Here is a 17,790-nt window from a genome sequence, read left to right as displayed (position 1 = left end):
TGACATCTCTCACGCGGGCCGGTCTTCTCTTTCCAAAAACCACATGACCTTGTAAGCCCGCCGGCAGGTGCCGCCGACCTTTGCGAGGACACATGACCCAGATCCGTTTGCGCAATTCCCTGACCCGGAAAGTCGAGGATTTCCAACCCATCGACCCCAAGAATGTGCGCATGTATCTCTGCGGCCCGACGGTCTACGACCGCGCGCATCTGGGAAATGCGCGGCCGGTGGTGGTGTTCGACGTGCTCTACCGGCTGCTGCGCCATGTCTACGGGTCCGAGCATGTGACCTATGTACGCAATTTCACGGATGTGGATGATAAGATCAACGCGACGGCCTTGGCCCGCAAAGCGGCCGGGGCCGAGGGCTCGCTCGAGGATCTGATCCGCGCTCGGACCGAGGAAACCATCGGCTGGTATCACGCGGATATGGATGCGCTCGGCGCGCTGCGTCCCGATCACGAGCCCCGCGCGACGGATTATATTGGCGCGATGATCGCGATGATCGAGACGCTGATCGCCGACGGTCACGCCTATGCCGCCGAGGGCCATGTGCTGTTCCGGGTGCGCTCGTATAAGGAATACGGCGCGCTGTCGGGGCGCACGGTCGATGACATGATCGCGGGCGCGCGGGTCGAGGTGGCGCCCTTCAAGGAAGACCCGATGGATTTCGTCCTCTGGAAGCCGTCCGATGACGAGCTGCCGGGCTGGGAGAGCCCTTGGGGACGCGGCCGTCCGGGGTGGCATATCGAGTGCTCGGCCATGTCATACGAGCTGCTGGGTGCGAGTTTCGACATCCACGGCGGCGGCATCGACCTGCAATTCCCGCACCACGAGAACGAGATCGCGCAAAGCTGCTGCGCCCATCCCGAGGGCTCGTTCGCGCGCTATTGGCTGCACAACGAGATGCTGCAGGTCGAGGGCAAGAAAATGTCCAAGTCCCTAGGCAATTTCTTCACCGTGCGCGATCTGTTGGATGGGCACGATGGCGAGAAGGGCATTCCGGGCGAGGTGATCCGCTTCGTGTTCCTGCAGACGCATTACACCAAGCCGATGGACTGGACGGCGGAGAAGGCGCGTCAGGCCGAGAAAACGTTGCGACGGATTGCAGAGTTTTTGGGTGCAGATCCTCTTACGAAGCCCTGGATTGACACTCGATATGCGAAGCCGCCCCAAGAATTTGTTGACGCGCTTGCGAATGATTTGAATACGGCTTTGGCTCTATCTCTGGTGCACAAGTATTTGAAAGAGCAAGACGAGTTCAAGCTCGTTGCAGCGCTTCGGCTATTGGGGTTCAATGACCAAATCTTGGTTCAAAAGTTTTCCCAGTTCCATTTCGAAGCAGCCGACAACGAATTCTCATCAGGTTATCAACTGTCGACTCATGGAGACGAGGCACAAGGCTACGCAAATCGATTGAACGAGTTGGGCAAACGCTTTTCCGAAATTCGCAAAGTGGCGATGGCGACAAAGGATTTTGGTTTGGTTGATGCACTTAAAGTCTCGCTGACCGAAGCAGGCGTTGAGGTCCGCATGTCCAAGGCCGGGGTGGAATTGCTGCCCGGTCCGGATTTCGACCCCGCCAAGCTGGAGGGGCTGTGATGGAGAGCGCATCCAGAGAGAAGGGACGCGCCGGACCCGAGGGGGGGCGCAATCGCGCCCGCCCTGGGGGGCGGGTCGGGCGCGGCCCGGCGTGCCGCCGGGCGGGAGCTCTGAACGCAGGACCGCCTGAACGGGTGGGACACAAGGACGATGGAGGCACCCAATGACCAAATCCCGCCTCTATCTCTACGATACCACGTTGCGCGATGGCCAACAGTCGGCAGGCGTGCAGTTCTCGGTCCCCGAGAAGATCGAAATCGCCAAGGCGCTTGACGGCATCGGCATCGACTATATCGAGGGCGGCTGGCCCGGGGCGAACCCGACCGACAGCGATTTCTTCGACGCGCGGCCGCAGACGCGGGCGACCTTTGCCGCTTTCGGGATGACGAAGCGGGCAGGGCGCTCGGCCGAGAATGACGATGTGCTGGCCGGCGTGATGAACGCGAATACGCCCGCCGTCTGCCTCGTCGGCAAGACGCATGATTACCATGTGAGCACCGCGCTCGGGATCACGCTGGAGGAAAACCTCGAGAATATCCGCGCCTCGGTCTCGCATATGGTGGCGCAGGGCCGCGAGGCGCTGTTCGATGCCGAGCATTTCTTCGACGGCTACAAGGCGAACCCGGATTACGCGCTCGAGTGCTGCCGCGCCGCGCATGAGGCCGGTGCGCGCTGGATTGTGCTTTGCGACACCAATGGCGGCACGCTGCCGGGCGAGATCGGGCGGATCGTTCGGGACGTGATCGCGGCGGGCATCCCCGGTGACAAGATCGGCATCCATTGCCATGACGACACCGGCAACGCGGTCGCGGGCAGCCTCGCGGCGGTCGAGGCGGGCGCGCGTCAGGTGCAGGGCACGCTCAACGGCTTGGGCGAGCGCTGCGGCAATGCGAACCTGATCACGCTGATCCCGACGCTCTTGCTCAAGGAGCCCTATGCCTCGACGCTCGACACCGGCATCAGCCATGAAAGGCTGCGCGACATTACCAAGCTCTCGCGCAAGCTCGACGACATCCTGAACCGGGTGCCGCTGCGAAGCGCCCCTTACGTCGGCGCTTCGGCCTTCACTCATAAGGCGGGGCTGCACGCGAGCGCGATCCTCAAGAACCCCGACACGTATGAGCATATCGACCCCGCATTGGTGGGGAACACGCGGCTCATCCCGATGTCCAATCAGGCGGGGCAGTCGAACCTGCGCGCGCGCCTGAAAGGCATGGGGATCGAGGTGGCGAAAGACGACCCGCGCCTCGCCCGCATCCTCGAGATCATCAAGGAGCGCGAGGATCAGGGCTATGCCTATGACGGCGCGCAGGCGAGTTTCGAGCTGCTGGCGCGGGCGGAACTGGGTCAGCTGCCCAAGTTCTTCGAGGTGAAGCGCTACAAGGTCACGGTCGAGCGGCGCAAGAACCGCTATGACAAGATGGTGTCGATCTCCGAGGCGGTCGTGGTGGTGAAGGTCGGCGGCGAGAAGATGCTCTCGGTCAGCGAGAGCATGGACGAGCAGGGCCATGACCGGGGCCCCGTGAACGCTCTGTCGAAGGCGCTCACGAAGGATCTCGGCCCCTATCAGCGCTTCATCGACGACATGAAACTGGTCGATTTCCGCGTGCGTATCACCCAGGGCGGCACCGAGGCCGTCACCCGCGTCATCATCGACAGCGAGGACGGGGCGGGGCAGCGCTGGTCGACCGTGGGCGTCTCGCCGAACATAGTCGATGCGTCGTTCGAGGCGCTGCTCGACGCGATGATCTGGAAACTGCTGCGCGACGGGGCGGTGCCCGCGTGAGCGATCTGGCTGCCAGTCTTCATGCGGCGGCAGAGGCCGTGCGCCGTGGCGATCCCGACCGGTTCGCCGCGACCATGGCCACGGCCGCGCCGCTGCGCGACCGTCTTTGGCCACTCTACGCCGCCAATCTCGAGATCGCGCGCGCGCCCTGGGCCTCGGCCGAGCCGATGGTGGCCGAGATGCGTCTGCAATGGTGGATCGACGCGCTCGAAGGACTGTCGGAAGGGCGCGAGCCCCCGCATGAGATCGGGGCTGGGCTGCGTCCCGTCGCCCCCCATACGCGCCATTTGATCGCTGTGGCCGAGGCCCGCCGCGCCGATTGCTGGCCGGACCCCTTTGCCGACACGTCCGCGCTTTGGGCCTATCTCGACCAGACGGCTGGCGCGCTTTACTGGGCGGCGGCCGAGGCACTCGGGGCTGCACCCGAGGCCGAAACAGGCGTGCGGAGTTTCGGGGCCGGTGCGGGGCTTGCGGCCTTGCTCAAGGCCTGGCCCGAATTGACCGCGCGCAATCGTCCGCCACTGGTGGGGCTCGCGCCCGACGGGGTGCGCGCTTTGGCCCAAGAGGGGCTGGCGCGTCTGAACGCTGGCCGACGTGTGCTCAAAGGGGATGCCCGCGCGGCGCTTTTGCCCGGTTGGCAGGCGCGCGCGCAACTCGAGCGCGCCCGTATCTCGTCCGATCCCTTCGCCCCTGGGGCCCTCGATCTGTCGGAATTTTCTCGCCGCACCGGCCTGCTTCGCGCGGCATTTTTCGGCCTCTGACAAGGCCTTGCGCATTTTATCCAACGCGCTTTCACTTTCCCGGATCTGATTTAGCAAATCTTCAGCCCTTGCCGCGATGGTTAAGCCGAACTGCCCCGCCCGGGGTGGTTCGTTGTGACGACCCCTTCGCGCCGGAGGACTGCGATGCGCTTTCTCGATAATCTGAAACTCGGGATCAAACTGCCCTTGATGCTGGTGGCGATCGCGATGATCGCGCTGACGATCATGGGCGCTTCCGCCTATCGGGAGGCTTATGCGCTGCTCGAGAGCGAGGGCGAAGGACGGCTCAGCCGGACGCTCGAGGCCCGCGTGAGTCAGCTTGAGGCCTGGTCGCTCCATGCCGAGTCCGAAACACGGCAACTGGCGGGCAATCCCACGACGGCGCGGGCGCTCTATGACTTCGACAAGGGATTGTCGCGCCTGGGTGAAGAGGCGAGCGCCCGCCTCGTGGAGTTGTATGGCAGCGATCCCGCCGGCGCCCGCGAAATCAGCGAGGAGGTTGAGGGTGTCCTCGATTACGCCATCCAGCATCGCCGTTACCACCCGGCGTTTCAGCAAGCGCTTGATGAGGGTGGCTACGCCGATCTCTATCTCGTCGCGCGTGACGGGCGGGTGGTCTATTCGGTGCGAAAGGGCGGCGAATTCACCCGCCCGATCGAGGAAGCGCCAGCTGCGTTCGCAAAGGTGGCCCAAGCGGCGCTCGATGAAGCCGACGCAGGCGGTGGCGTCGTTTTCTCGGAAATCCTTACCGGATCCGGGGCGCCGCATCTCTTCTCCGCAGTGCCCGTCATAAGTGCGAATGGCTTGAAACTCGGCGCGCTCGTCCTGTGGCTGCCCGCGACCGAAATCGGTCAGGTCATGAGCGCGTCGCGCGGCCTCGGAGAAACCGGGCAGGGCTATGTGACCGACCCTGCGGGACGGCTTCTCGGCGCGCTGCGTCATCCGGTCGATGGTCTCGTGCCCGGCGCAATTGTCGATGATCCCGCCCTGTCCGATGGAAATTTCACCGAATCCGGTCGGGTTGAGGGAACTTCACTTGGCGGTCTGCCGGCAATCGAGGTGTTCACGCCGCTGAGGCTTTTCGGCAGAGATTACGCCGCCGTCGTCGAACAGGACCGTGACGAGCTGTTCGCGCCGGCTCAGGCGCTCGCTGGATCGATGTTGTTTCACGCGAGCTGGCTGGTCCTCTTGCTTGCAGGGCTTTCCGGATGGATGGCGCGCTCGGTCGCGCGTCCGTTGCAACGTTTGGGTTCGGCCATTGGTGCGATCGCCGATGGCGATTATTGCAACCCGGTGGACGGCCGTGCCCGCGGCGATGAGGTCGGCGTGATCGCCAAGGCGCTCGATGGGCTGCGCCACGATCTCGCCGCGGTCGAAGAGATCCAACGCGAGGCGCGCCTGCAAGGAACCGCTTTCGACACCGCCTCCGCCGCGCTCATGCTTGTGGATGCGGATTTCAGGATCATCCATGTCAATCCGGCCGTCGAGAGGCTCATCGAAAGCCAGATTGAGGAGTTTCACAAGGTGATCCCCGATCTCTCGGCGGACCGACTGATCGGGCGGTGCATGGATGAATTTCACGCGGTTCCCGAAACCGCGCGCCGTCTTCTGACCGACCGTGACCGCCTCCCGCTGAATGTCGATATCAAGATTGGTGACGGTCGTTTCGGTGTCGACGTTTCCGAGATCACCGACGATGAGGGGCGCACGCTCGGTCTCGTGGTGGAGTGGCGTGACGTGACCCAACTGCGCATGCAACGAGCCCTGATCGATGCGATCGATTCCAACCAGCTGGTCTGCGAGTTGCTTCCCGATGGTACGGTCACGCGCCTCAATGATCGCCTGCGCACCCTTCTCGGCGCCAGTGCCGAGGGGGTCATCGGCACCCAGATCACGGAGCGGCTTCATTTCGAGGACGGCAATGATCCCTGGCCAGAGGTTCATCGGGGAAATCCGGTAAGCGGGCGTTTCTTGCTGCGTTTGTCTGCAGGCCCCGAATATATCCTCGAGGGTACGCTGAACCCGGTGGCGGATCGCGCCAACCGGATGATGAAAATCGTGTTCATTGGCAATGACGTCACAGAAGCGGTTCACGCTCTCGCTACCGCTCAGGAAGAGAATGAGCGGATGATGGCGGCGCAGCAATCGGTCGTCGACGCATTGCGGGACGGGTTGAACGCGCTTTCGAAAGGGGATCTGTCGACGACGATCGATGCTGCTTTCTCGCCCGATTACGAAGCTCTGCGCGCCGATTTCAACGCTGCGGTCGACAACCTTGCCGAGGCCATGCGGGCCGTGATCGAGAACGCTGCCGCGATCGATTCCGAGGTGCGCGAAATTTCCTCCGCCTCTGACGATCTGAGCAAGCGCACCGAACAACAGGCCGCGACACTCGAAGAGACCGCTGCCGCCCTTGATGAGCTTTCCTCATCCGTCAGCGCCTCTGCAAAAGGCGTTTCCGAGGCCGATACGGTCGTGTCTCAGGCGCGCAGCAGTGCCGAGAATTCGGGTGCGGTCGTTCAGCAGGCCATTCTCGCCATGAGCGAAATCGAGACGAGTTCTCAGCAGATCTCCAAGATCATCGGTGTCATCGACGAGATCGCTTTTCAGACGAACCTGCTGGCGCTCAATGCCGGCGTCGAGGCCGCGCGTGCGGGCGAAGCGGGCCGCGGGTTCGCGGTCGTCGCGTCCGAAGTCCGTGCGCTTGCGCAAAGATCGTCCGATGCGGCGCGCGAAATCGCGACCTTGATCACTGCCTCCTCCGAACAGGTTTCGCGGGGGGTTGGGCTTGTGGGTGAGACCGGTCGCGCGCTCGAAGGCATTCTGGCGTCGGTCGTCGATATTGCGGCCCGTGTCTCCGAGATCGCCTCAGGGGCTCAGGAACAGGCGCAGGGATTGAACGAAATCAATGAGGCAATGAACCAGCTTGATCAGGTAACGCAACAGAATGCCGCGATGTTCGAGGAAACGACGGCGGCAAGCCACGCACTGAATGCAAGTGCGATGGCCCTGCGCGACACGACGTCGCAATTCCGCGTCCCGTTGGGAGAGACTGGCGTAGGCGAGGATCTGCGGCCGGAAAAATTGCGGCGGGCCGATGAAGATAGGCAGGTCGGTAGAGTGGAGGCGCACGTTTTCGAAGAGGTTCATGTGCCTTCGCCCGAGGCGAGCTTCACCAGCGTCGAGATCGTTGGAAATGTCGTTAAAGCTTCCGATCGGCGCGAGGATGACTGGGAAGACTTTTGAGCGCTCGGGATCCACGGATTCCGCATTTTGAGACGACGATATCATGAATCCCATACGCGTACTTCTCGTCGACGATTCGACAACCATCCGTCAACTGATCCGGAGCCGGCTGGTTTCCGATCCTAGGCTCGAAGTGGTGGGTGAGGCCCGTGACCCTTACGAGGCCCGCGAGTTGATCAAATTGCTCAACCCGGACGTGCTGACGCTCGATGTCGAAATGCCACGCATGAATGGGCTCGAATTTCTCGAAAAACTCATGCGTTTGCGGCCGATGCCCGTCGTGATGGTATCGACGGAAACGCAACAAGGCTCACTTGCCGCTCTTGAGGCGCTTTCCCTTGGTGCCGTCGAATGTATCGGCAAACCGCGTTTCGATGGCCTCGATCAACCGTTTGCAGCGCTGCCCGAATTGTTGGTCGCTGCGGCGTCGGCCCGTCTGAGGCCCCAGGCGAGCCGCTCGCCCATGGTCATCCAGAAAGGGTTTTCCTGGAATGGAAAGTTCATCTTGATTGGATCCTCGACGGGGGGCGTGGGCGCTTTGGAGACGCTTCTCAAATCATTCCCGGAAAATTCCCCGCCGACGCTTATCACCCAACACATGCCGGAGGGTTTTCTCGCCAATTTTGCGAGGCGCCTAGATCGTCAGATCGCGCCGAAGGTCCAGCTTGCCTCTGATGGAGCGGATGTTTCCCAAGGACACATTTACCTCGCCCCCGGCGGCCGTTTCCATCTCGCACTGGAAGGATGCGGAGCGCTTTGGTGCCGCCTCGTGGAGGCGGAAAAGCGCAATGGGCACCGTCCATCGGTAGACGTTCTGTTCGATTCTGCTCTGCGGAATGCCGAGCGCTGTGTCGCGCTGATGTTGACAGGAATGGGCCATGATGGAGCCGAGGGCATGCTCAGGCTGCGCCGGGCGGGGGCACGTTGCCTGGCGCAGGACGAAGCGACGTCGGTCGTTTTCGGAATGCCGCGCGCGGCGCTTGAAAATGGTGGTGCCGAACGCGCGATCCCACTTGAGATGATCGCGGGCGAAATTCTCGCTCTTTGCCAAGAAACCCGACCGGCATCTGGAAATCGAAGGGGTCAGCAATGATCCATGGGCAAGAACTGCGCCCCCAGCATATTTCGCAGGGCGAGTTTCTCGCCTGTGCTGCCGGCTCGCGGTCGATCACGACCATTCTCGGATCCTGCGTGGCGTGCTGCCTGTATGATGCATCTGCGCAAGTTGGTGGGATGAACCATTTTCTCTTGCCGGAACGATCTGGATCGGCAATCGCGGCGGCAAGTTTCGGCGTCAATGCGATGGAGTTGCTGATCAATGATTTGATGAAGCTCGGGGCGCATCGCTCTGGGCTCAGAGCCAAACTCTTCGGGGGTGCCAGAATGATTGCCGGCCTTTCGGATGCCGGGAGAAAGAACTGCGATTTCGCGCTCGCATTTCTCCAGCAGCAAGAAATACCGTGTGTGAGCCAAAGTCTTGGGGGGACACAGGCGCGACGGATCGAGTTTTGGCCCGATTCCGGACGTGCGCGGCAGCGCCTGCTTGGTGAGGCGTTCCGGATTGATCCAGTTCCCGTGCCGGAGCTTCGGGGGGGCGACGTTGAGTTGTTTTGACGAAGCTCTACGATCAGGCGGGAGATGCACTGAGCTGAGTTTGACGTTGGGACGGGTCGGCGGGGAGGGGGGCCGACGCCCTTCTTGAGGGAACCATTTCGACATCCGCGAGGCTCTGACTGGCGGTCTGCCGCTATCGGTTCGGGCTTCAACAAACGAACCTTGGCGATGAAACGAAAAGGCCCATTGGACGATGGTGCGCCGTGGCAGCTAAAGCCATTGGATTTCACCATCGCTGTCACGTTTTGCGAGCGCGTCGCGATGGGCAGGGTCGAGATTGTTGATGAGCTCCTTGAGCCGAAGTCGCGAAAATAGTTCAGAGCGAGAAAATGTGGCCTCTGACGGAGTTTCCGCGCTCACGGTGCACAAAAGGATGGCGAGCTCGCCGAGCGATTGGCTGATCCGATCAATCCCTTGAAGTTCCCTGACAATGCCGACCGGAAGATGTTCGGGAAGTTCAATTTCCGACAAGCTTCGCTCGATCCTGAGGGAAAGCCGCGCGAGAGCTTCGAGTTCGAGACCGATACGCCGCAGGAGTTCGGCCGCTTCGAGACGACTCTCGGGTTGCGTGTAAGATCGCGGCGTATCCACGCTCACAGTCGACCTACCACGGCTTCGATGCACGCCTTCAGCTCTTGCGGCTCGAATGGTTTCTTAATGAAGTTGTTCATCCCCAAGCGCTTGCCGGTTTCGATGACGTCGCGATCGGCGCGACCGGTAATCAAGATGAACCCGAGGCCTTTCGTGCGCGCATTGGTGCGCATTGCCCGCAGGAGCTGGAGCCCGTCCATTCCCGGCATGTTGTAATCCGATATCACGAGGTGGATCGGCGTTTTGCCGAGGACTTCAAGCGCGCCCGGGCCATCGATCGCATAGCCGACCTGGCGAATGCCCATCGCATCTAGTGCCTGCATGATCAGGCCGCGACTGGTCGACATGTCGTCGACGACGAGGATGCGCAGTTGGTCTCTCAATGCCATTTGCGAGTTTCCCTGGTGGTCGTTTCTGCACGAAGGCGATAGGTCGTCACGCCTGCGGTCACGAGATTGGACTGGCTTAGATCTGCGATACGCTCGGAATGACCCACAAAGAGCCAACCCTCGGGCGCGAGCTGTGCCTCGAACCGTTGCCACAGCCTCGCCTGGGCATCAGGGTCGAAATAGATCACGACGTTTCGGCAGAAAATGATGTCGAAGCGTCCGCGCATCGGCCATTGCTCATGCAAGTTGAGTTCGCGGAAGCTGATAAGTTCCCGGAGCGGCGTGGCGATCTGAACTTTTTCACCTTTGCGGGAGAAATACTTGCGTTGCATGTCGGTCGGAACGCTCGCGAGGGCCGAACTGTCATAGAGACCGGCTTGGCCCGCCGCGATCATGTGCGGATCGATGTCGCTGGCGAGGATGCGCAGGTCGAGTTTTGCGTAATCCGGAGCCGCCTCGGCGATCATCATGGCAATCGAATAGGCCTCTTGGCCATTTGATGAGCCCGCCGACCAGAGCCTGATACGTTCGCCTGCGCGCGCCCGTGCGATCAGGGGCGGCAAAGCGGCGGTGCTCAGCGTCTCGAAATGATGGTTTTCGCGAAAGAAACGCGTGACGTTGGTGGTGAGCGCCGAAATCATCGCGCGTCGTTCCTCGACACCGCTTTCGGAGGTCACATGGGCGATGTAGGTCGCGTAATCGCTCAACCCGAGTTCGCGAAGACGCTTGCTGAGGCGGCTTTGAACCATCGAGCTCTTGCCCTGGGTGATGACGATGCCGGTCGCGTCGTGGAGAATGCGTGCGATCGCTTCGAGCTCGTGCGGGGCAGGCGAAAGTTGGTTTGGTGTGAGTTGCTCGGTCGTGCTCATGCGGCCTCGGCATCGTCTTGGGGAAGAACCGCCGTCAGGTCGAGGACGCGGATCATACGGCCTTCAACGATCGTGAGTGCCGAAATGCAGCGTTGTGCCGTGTCCGCCGCGAGATCCGGGGGTGGCTGCAACGCACTGCGCGGAAGGGCCAGGATGTCGGAGACAGCATCAACGAGAAGGCCGGCTGTCTGAGTGCCGATCTGGACCACGACGATCACGTTGCGGGCGTCGCCGGCGACGGGTCTCATGCCGAGACGGACCGAGAGATCCACGACCGGCAGCACGGTGCCGCGCAGGTTGATCACGCCGCGCACATAGGCTGGCGCGTGGGGCAGGGGTGTCGCGCGTGTCCAGCCACGGATTTCTCGGACGGACATGATGTCGACGCTGTATTCCTCGTCGCCCAGGCGAAAGGAAAGAAGTTCGACTTCGTTGGAGTTTGTCTGGGTGTTGGTTGGTTCTGTCATGGTTCATCCTGCGAGCGTGAGGTCGCGGCTGCCTGTGCGGCCCGAAGCATTATCGACGAGGTCGGCGGGGTCGAGGATCAGCGCGATCTGACCGTCGCCGAGAATTGTGGCGGCGGCGACGCCGGGGATGTGGCCGTAGGACTGTTGCAGCCCCTTGATCACGACCTGGCGCTGTTCAAGGATCGCGTCGACGACGAGGGCCGATCGGTCTCCGTTTTCCTGGGCGGTGAGCAGCACGATCCCGCCTTCGTAATTCGACTTGGGAGCGCGATAGCCGAGTTCGGCCCCCAGATCATAGAGCGGCACGAAGGCGCCCCGGAGGTGGATGACATGGGTTTCCGGCCCGAGCACGCGGATGTCTTCGCTTGTCAGAGTCGCTGTCTCGAGAATCGAGGAAAGAGGCACGACGAGCGTCTCATTGGCGACGTTGACGACCATACCGTCGAGAACGGCCAGCGTCAGCGGAAGCGAAATCGAGAAACATGTGCCCTTGCCGGGTTCGGAGGTGATCGCGATCCGTCCTCCAAGCGCCTGGATCGAGCTCTTGACGACATCCATCCCGACGCCGCGCCCTGACAATGCGGAAACCTGATCGGCGGTGGAGAACCCGGGCAGGAAGAGAAGATTGTCGATCTCGCTGTCGCTCAGGTGGGAGTCTGCGGGCACGAGGCCTTTCTCGACCGCTTTGGCAAAGACCTTCTTGCGATTGATACCGCCTCCGTCGTCCGTCACTTCGATCACGACGCGGCCAGAGCGATGTTGCGCGCAAAGCGTAATCACACCCTCGCGCGGTTTTCCGGCCGCGACGCGGGTTTCGGTGGGCTCCAGCCCATGATCGACGGCGTTGCGGATCATGTGGGTCAACGGGTCGGCGAGGCGTTCGATGACGGTCTTGTCGACCTCTGTCGCCTCGCCCTCGGTGCGTAGCTTGACCTCCTTGCCGACTGCCGAGGAGGCTTCGCGCACGATCCGGGCCATGCGCTGAAAGAGCGGTTTGACAGGCTGCGCGCGGATCATCATCACGCTGTCCTGAATGTCGCGGGTGAGCATCATGAAGGCCTCGAGCCCGGTCATGACCGGCGAGTTGGGCGGCAGTCCGGCCTCTGTCACCGATTGGGCGAGCATGGCCTGGTTGATCACCAGCTCGCCCACGAGATTGACGAGGCGGTCGATCCGTTCGAGGTCGACGCGAACCGTCGCGCCGGGGTCTGCCGCGGGCGTTCCTGTCGCGGGCGTTGGCGGTGTCATCGGAGGCATCCCCGCGCGATCCGGCTCGTTCGCTTCTCCCGCGCGGGACGGAGGAGACGGCGGGTCCGGATCGGGTGTGGGCTCGGGTGGTGGGGCGGCGAGCGGGGCTCCGAAACCGGCCGGAGCGTTTTCGTCGTTTCCAGACGTGCCGGCGTCGAATTGAAGCAGCGAAGTCACGTCACCGAAGCTATCGAGCGGGTTTTCCCGCGAGCCAAATTCGAGATCGCAGACATCCTCGACGAAATCGAACACATCGCGAATTGCGGCCTCGTCGAGCGTGCGGTCGAGGCGCAGGGTCCATGAGAGGTAGGCCGCTTCGGGGTCGATCGCGTCGAGCGGCGGGATCGCGGAGAAGTCGACCTCGGTCTCGAGCGGACCAAGGTCGGCCAGCGCGCGCAGGAGATAGAGCGGTTCGTTTCCCGAGGCGTAGAGATCGGCATGGGGTTTGAAGTGCAGGACATGGGCATCCGGCGGGGTCTGGTCAATGTCGAAATCGGCGGCGAGATCGAGAGAGAGACCCATCGGTTGGAAATCAGGGGGGGCGTCATCGGTCTCGGCCTCGGCCAAACGGTCCGTGCCCAGAAGTGCCTCGAGCGCCTTGAGGCAGGCTTCGGCGCCCTCTGGTTCGGGTTGGCTGTCGCGCGCGGCGTGAACCTCGTCGGCCAGCAGGTCGGCCGCCTGAAAGAAAAGCTTCACTGCCTCGACGCTGACCTCAAACCGGCCCGAGCGGACCTCGTCCATCACCGTTTCGTAGCGATGGGCGAACGCCACCAGCGCTTCGAGCCCGAACGCCCCGGCGCCGCCCTTGATCGAATGGACCGCCCGAAAGACGATATTGATCGTCTCGCCGTCATGCGCACCCTCTTCGATCTCGGTCAGCGCATCTTGCAGGCTTTCGAGCAGCTCATCGCATTCGATGAAGAAGGAGGCCTTGATTTCGGCCATCGGGTCGTTGGGCATTTCGCTCTCCTCAGCCAGCGACCATGTTGAGCGCCTTGACCAGCTTGACCGGATCGAAGGGTTTGACGATCCAGCCGGTGGCCCCGGCGGCGCGGGCACGGGCCTTGAGTTCGGGCGCGGATTCCGTGGTCAGCACGAGGATCGGTGTCGCCCGATGCCGATCCTGCCCCCGAACCGCCTCGATGAATCCGAACCCGTCGAGGCGTGGCATGTTGATGTCTGAGATGATCGCATCGGGGTCGATCCCGCCGAGAACCTCGAGGCCGTGCACCCCGTCCTCGGCAAGGTAGAGTTCGATCCCCGCATCGGCGAGGGTCAACCTGAGCATGTCGCGGATCGTGCGGCTGTCATCTACCGCGAGAACTTTCAGGCTCATGCAGCCTCCGTATTTTGCAGATCGTCGATAGAAATGCCGAAGCGGGCCAGCGCCTCGTCGAAAGCGTCGGAGCGGGGGGTGATCGTCAGGCTGTGACCGCAGGCGCGTGCGCTCAGCGCGGCCGAGACGAGCAACTGCACCCCGAGCGCGCCGAGATGGCTGACCGTCGAGGCGTCGATCACGGTCGGCCCGGTAGTCACGGGGTCGAGCGCCGCATGCAATGCGGAGACCGCGCCGAGATCGATACGGTCGGGCAGGGCGAGCACCGTCATGCACGGGCCGCCCGCTGCGGAAGGGGGTACGGACGCATCGCAAACCTCTTTTCAACAACTGTCGAGAAAGAGGCTTAGAGCCGAGCCGTTAAAATAGGTTTGACGCGGGCGGGCTTATTGCGACAGCCGCGCCTTGAGGAAGGCGGCGCAGCCGTGAAGCGCGGCATAGTCATCCTCGATCACCGAAACCGGGAAGGCCCGCAGGAACTCGGAGAAGCGGCCCTTGGCCTGCATAGCCTGGGCGAAACCGAAGGGCTCGAGCCACGGCACCACCCCGCGCGCGGCGCCGCCGATCAGGTAGATCCCGCCAAAGGGCAGGTGGGTCAGCGCCAGATCCCCCACCACTTTACCCAGCATCTGCACGAAGGTGCGGCCCGCGGCGACGGCGGTTTCGTCCCCCGCCTCGATCAGAGACAGGATCTGCTCGCCGGGCGTGGTCGCGTCCTCCTCGCCCTTGAGGTAGGCATAGATCCGCTCCAACCCGCGCCCTGCGACGACGTGCTCGACGCTGGCGAAGGCGTGTTTCGCCTCGAGATAGGTCTTGAGGGCGAAATCGGCCTCGGTGGTGCAGGGCATCGTGGTGTGACCCGCTTCCGAGGGCGGCACGACGCGGCCACCGGGGCCCTCATGCACGGGCGCTGCGTTGAAACCGGTCCCGATACCGACGACGAGCCGGGCCGAGCCCTCGCGCGCGGGTTCGCCGGGCAGTATCGGGAGGATCGCCCCGGGGGCGAGATACCCCAGCGCATGACCCTGCGCCTGAAGGTCGTTGAGCACGAAAACCTGACCGGCCCGTGTGAGTGCCGCGATATTTTCGGCCTCGATCACCCAGGAGAGGTTCGTCATCTCGGCGCGATTGTCTCGCACCGGGCCTGCAGCGGCGACACAGGCGCCCGCCAGCGGCTGACCGCAGTCTTCCTCTTGCAGGTAATCGGCGAGGATCGCCTCGAGAGACGGTCGCCCCTTGTTGGCATATCGGCGGATCGTCTCGGGGCAAAGCACGCCGTCGCGGGCGATGGCGACACGTGTATTGGTGCCGCCGATATCGGCCAGCAACGTGATCTGTTCGCTCATCAGCGGCTCCCCAATGCGTCCTGCCATGCCAAATAGGACGCTTTCGGGGTGCGCTGCAAGGTTTCGAAATCGACATGCACGAGGCCGAAGCGTTTCTCGTAACCCAGCGCCCATTCGTAATTGTCCATCAGCGACCAGCAGAAATAACCCTTCACCGGCACGCCCTCGGCCATCGCCCGCCGCATCGCCGCGAGGTGCTCGCGGTAGTAGGCGATGCGCTGCGGATCCTCGACCTTGCCGCCTGCGATCACATCGGGCGAGGCCATGCCGTTCTCGGTCACGTAGAGCGGCAGATCGCCGGTATAGTCTCGCGCGAGGCGGGTGAGGAAGTGATGGAGGCCTTCGGGATAGACCTCCCAGCCCATCGCGGTCTTGGGCAGCGGACCCTCGATCTCGCGCAGCGCGGGCCAGGGATCCTCTGCGGGCGCGATGCGCTTGCAGGTGTAGTAATTGAGGCCGAACCAGTCGAGCCGCTCGCCGATCACCGCGAAATCATCCTCCCAATTGGCGGGCATGTGGGGGACGAAGGCGGCCAAGACCTCTTCGGGATAGCGGCGCTTGAACATCCCCTCGACGAAGAAGCGGTTGTAATATGCGTCGTGGCGGGCGGTGGCGGCTTGCGCCTCGGGGCTGTCATCGGCGGGAAGGGAGGCCTCGAAATTGCACACTGCGCCGAGGTTCTTCATGCCGTGATCGCGCATCACCCGGATCGCCTGCCCATGCGCGAGCAGCACATGATGCATCGCATGGGCGGTCGCGCGGATGTCGCGCAGGCCGGGCGCGTGATGGCCCTCGAAATGGCTCAGCCAGCTGACGCACCAGGGCTCGTTGATCGGGGCGGCCGACCAGATCCGGTCGCCGAGCCGGTCCGCGATGACCTGCGCGAAATCGGCAAACCAGAAGGCGATATCGCGATTGCGCCAGCCGCCCTTGTCGGAAAGTGCTGCGGGCAGTTCCCAGTGATAGAGGGTGAGGGCGGGTTTGAGCCCGCGCTCCAGCATCCCGTCAACGAGCCGGTCGTAGAAATCGAGGCCCTCCGCGTTCACCGCCCCGCGCCCCTCGGGCATGACCCGCGCCCAGGAGGTCGAGAAGCGATAGCAATCGAACCCGGCCGCCGCGATCAGGTCGAGATCTTCTTCCCACCGATGATAGTGATCGCAAGCCGTCGCACCGTTTTCGGCGCGCACGACATTGCCCGGCGTGGCCGCGAAGGTGTCCCAGTGCGAGGGGCCCGCACCGCCAAAGGCATGACCTTCGATCTGATAGGCGGAGGTTGCCGTGCCGAAGAGGAAATCATTCGGAAAGTCAGTGCGTTTCGGAAACATCTTCATCCTGTTTTTCAGCGTGTGGGGGCAGGGCCCGTGGATTGCCCGAGCACCAGAACCGCCTCCATCAGTTCGTGACGGGGCGTGCGGTCGCCGCTCTCGATCTGGTCGATGAGAAGCGCCGCGCAGCGCCGCCCCGCCTCGCGTACGGAGGAGCGGGTGGCGGTGAAGATCGGCTCTTCGGCGGTGCCGTTCCTGAGATAGCCCAGCTCGTCGTCATGGGTCAGGATCGAGATGTCGCGCCCCATCTTGAGGCCCGCCTCCTCGATCCCGCGCCGCGCACCCATCGCCGAAAGCAGCGAGGCGGTGAGGAAAGCTGTGGGCGGGTTCGACAATCGCAGCATCGCGCGGGCCGCATCGTGGCCCTGTGCCTCGGTCATCTCGCCCTCGGTGATGAGCGCCGGATCGGGCGAGATCCCCCGTGCCATCAGGGCCTGTTCATAGCCGCGCCGCCGTCTGCGGGCAAAATCCATGTTGCCGATACCGTTGATCAGCGCGATCCGGCGATGCCCGAGATCGAGCAGGAAATCGGTAGCGCGGGTGAAGGCGCGAACATTGTTCACATCGACCCAGCTGTAAGAGCTTTCGATCCCGCTGACCCGCCCGTGCAGCACGAAGGGCATCCCGAGATGGTCGAGCATGGCGATGCGATGATCCTCGACCTTAGGTGCGTGGACGAGCACCCCGTCGACATTCCCTTTCGAGCGCAGTTCGGCATAGGCGCGCGCTTCCTGATCGTCGGGCACGATTGTGATCACCATGTCATAGCCGCGCCGCGCATAGACCTCGCCTGCGCCCGCGATGAAGTCGGCAAAGACCGGGTTCACGATCTCGTGGCGGGTCGAGATCGGGATGATGTGGCCGATCGCCATTGCGCGGCCGGTGGCGAGCCGTTTCGCCTGGGTGTTGGGGCGGTAATTCGCGGCTTCGGCGGCCTTCATGACGCGCATCCGGGTGGCCTCGGAGACTTCCGGATAGCCGTTGAGTGCGCGACTCACCGTCGTGGGCGACAACCCGAGTTCTTGTGCCAGTGTCTTGAGATTCATCGCCCCAAACCGCTTTGGATCAGAGGCGAGGTTAGTCGCGCGGATTTTGCCCGTCAATGCTGCATGCGCGGCAACGAGGATGCTGCGTTGCGGCGACGATGTCTCGAAAAAGATTATGGAAATAAAGGGAAATTGATTTGCGCGCGAGGCGCGACAATTGACATC

At 63.0% G+C, this 17,790-nt stretch carries 16 protein-coding genes; 6 read left to right on the top strand and 10 right to left on the bottom strand.

Translation table 11 applies throughout. From position 1 onward, the window contains the following. The first annotated feature begins 92 nt into the window (after positions 1-92). The 6 genes from cysS (at position 93) to BMI90_RS07525 (ending at position 9,008) form a co-directional block, all read left to right on the top strand. Positions 93-1,601 carry a cysteine--tRNA ligase gene (gene cysS, locus BMI90_RS07550; protein ID WP_078527790.1) on the top strand — a complete coding sequence of 503 codons (1,509 nt, stop codon included), beginning with the start codon at positions 93-95 and terminating at the stop codon, positions 1,599-1,601. A 163-nt stretch (positions 1,602-1,764) separates the two neighbouring features. Then, positions 1,765-3,387: a citramalate synthase gene (cimA, locus tag BMI90_RS07545; RefSeq protein WP_078527788.1), complete on the top strand. Its 1,623-nt coding sequence runs from the start codon at positions 1,765-1,767 to the stop codon at positions 3,385-3,387. Next, entirely contained in the window at positions 3,384-4,148 is a 765-nt protein-coding gene (locus BMI90_RS07540; RefSeq protein ID WP_246831506.1) for a squalene/phytoene synthase family protein, read from the top strand. Before cimA ends, BMI90_RS07540 begins: the two co-directional genes overlap by 4 nt. A 144-nt stretch (positions 4,149-4,292) precedes the next feature. Continuing rightward, positions 4,293-7,394 (top strand): methyl-accepting chemotaxis protein, encoded by a 3,102-nt coding sequence (locus tag BMI90_RS07535; protein WP_078527786.1) that lies wholly within the window; start codon positions 4,293-4,295, stop codon positions 7,392-7,394. Between the two features lie 43 nt (positions 7,395-7,437). After that, positions 7,438-8,487: a chemotaxis response regulator protein-glutamate methylesterase gene (locus tag BMI90_RS07530; protein WP_078527784.1), complete on the top strand. Its 1,050-nt coding sequence runs from the start codon at positions 7,438-7,440 to the stop codon at positions 8,485-8,487. Further along, positions 8,484-9,008 carry a chemotaxis protein CheD gene (locus tag BMI90_RS07525; RefSeq protein ID WP_078527782.1) on the top strand — a complete coding sequence of 175 codons (525 nt, stop codon included), beginning with the start codon at positions 8,484-8,486 and terminating at the stop codon, positions 9,006-9,008. Before BMI90_RS07530 ends, BMI90_RS07525 begins: the two co-directional genes overlap by 4 nt. Positions 9,009-9,218: 210 nt before the next feature. Here BMI90_RS07525 and BMI90_RS07520 read toward each other — a convergent pair whose 3' ends face one another. From BMI90_RS07520 to BMI90_RS07475, 10 genes are all read right to left on the bottom strand, one after another. Then, on the bottom strand, positions 9,219-9,605 hold the full coding sequence (locus tag BMI90_RS07520) for a hypothetical protein (RefSeq protein ID WP_078527780.1): 387 nt from the start codon (positions 9,603-9,605) through the stop codon (positions 9,219-9,221). Further along, the gene (locus BMI90_RS07515) at positions 9,602-9,988 is read right to left on the bottom strand and encodes a response regulator (protein ID WP_078527778.1); all 387 of its coding nucleotides are present in this window, start codon (positions 9,986-9,988) and stop codon (positions 9,602-9,604) included. Before BMI90_RS07515 ends, BMI90_RS07520 begins: the two co-directional genes overlap by 4 nt. Beyond that, positions 9,979-10,857 carry a protein-glutamate O-methyltransferase gene (locus BMI90_RS07510; RefSeq protein WP_078527776.1) on the bottom strand — a complete coding sequence of 293 codons (879 nt, stop codon included), beginning with the start codon at positions 10,855-10,857 and terminating at the stop codon, positions 9,979-9,981. The genes BMI90_RS07515 and BMI90_RS07510 overlap by 10 nt, the downstream gene beginning before the upstream one ends. Continuing rightward, positions 10,854-11,324 (bottom strand): chemotaxis protein CheW, encoded by a 471-nt coding sequence (locus BMI90_RS07505; RefSeq protein ID WP_078527774.1) that lies wholly within the window; start codon positions 11,322-11,324, stop codon positions 10,854-10,856. The genes BMI90_RS07510 and BMI90_RS07505 overlap by 4 nt, the downstream gene beginning before the upstream one ends. A 3-nt stretch (positions 11,325-11,327) precedes the next feature. Next, the gene (locus BMI90_RS07500; RefSeq protein ID WP_078527772.1) at positions 11,328-13,532 is read right to left on the bottom strand and encodes a chemotaxis protein CheA; all 2,205 of its coding nucleotides are present in this window, start codon (positions 13,530-13,532) and stop codon (positions 11,328-11,330) included. A 10-nt stretch (positions 13,533-13,542) separates the two neighbouring features. After that, on the bottom strand, positions 13,543-13,908 hold the full coding sequence (locus BMI90_RS07495; protein ID WP_078527770.1) for a response regulator: 366 nt from the start codon (positions 13,906-13,908) through the stop codon (positions 13,543-13,545). Next, on the bottom strand, positions 13,905-14,180 hold the full coding sequence (locus BMI90_RS07490) for an STAS domain-containing protein (RefSeq protein ID WP_078527768.1): 276 nt from the start codon (positions 14,178-14,180) through the stop codon (positions 13,905-13,907). Before BMI90_RS07490 ends, BMI90_RS07495 begins: the two co-directional genes overlap by 4 nt. Before the next feature lie 114 nt (positions 14,181-14,294). Then, positions 14,295-15,254 carry a glucokinase gene (locus tag BMI90_RS07485; RefSeq protein ID WP_078527766.1) on the bottom strand — a complete coding sequence of 320 codons (960 nt, stop codon included), beginning with the start codon at positions 15,252-15,254 and terminating at the stop codon, positions 14,295-14,297. Beyond that, on the bottom strand, positions 15,254-16,579 hold the full coding sequence (locus BMI90_RS07480; RefSeq protein WP_078527764.1) for a GH1 family beta-glucosidase: 1,326 nt from the start codon (positions 16,577-16,579) through the stop codon (positions 15,254-15,256). Before BMI90_RS07480 ends, BMI90_RS07485 begins: the two co-directional genes overlap by 1 nt. A gap of 14 nt (positions 16,580-16,593) precedes the next feature. Next, positions 16,594-17,625 carry a substrate-binding domain-containing protein gene (locus tag BMI90_RS07475; protein ID WP_078527762.1) on the bottom strand — a complete coding sequence of 344 codons (1,032 nt, stop codon included), beginning with the start codon at positions 17,623-17,625 and terminating at the stop codon, positions 16,594-16,596. Positions 17,626-17,790: the final 165 nt, after the last annotated feature.

The sequence above is a fragment of the Thioclava sp. L04-15 genome (genome assembly GCF_002020275.1).
GTDB classification, from domain to species: Bacteria; Pseudomonadota; Alphaproteobacteria; order Rhodobacterales; family Rhodobacteraceae; genus Thioclava; species Thioclava marina.
The sequence above is the reverse complement of the archived record's forward strand: the minus strand, read 5'-3'. Positions and strand labels throughout refer to the sequence as shown.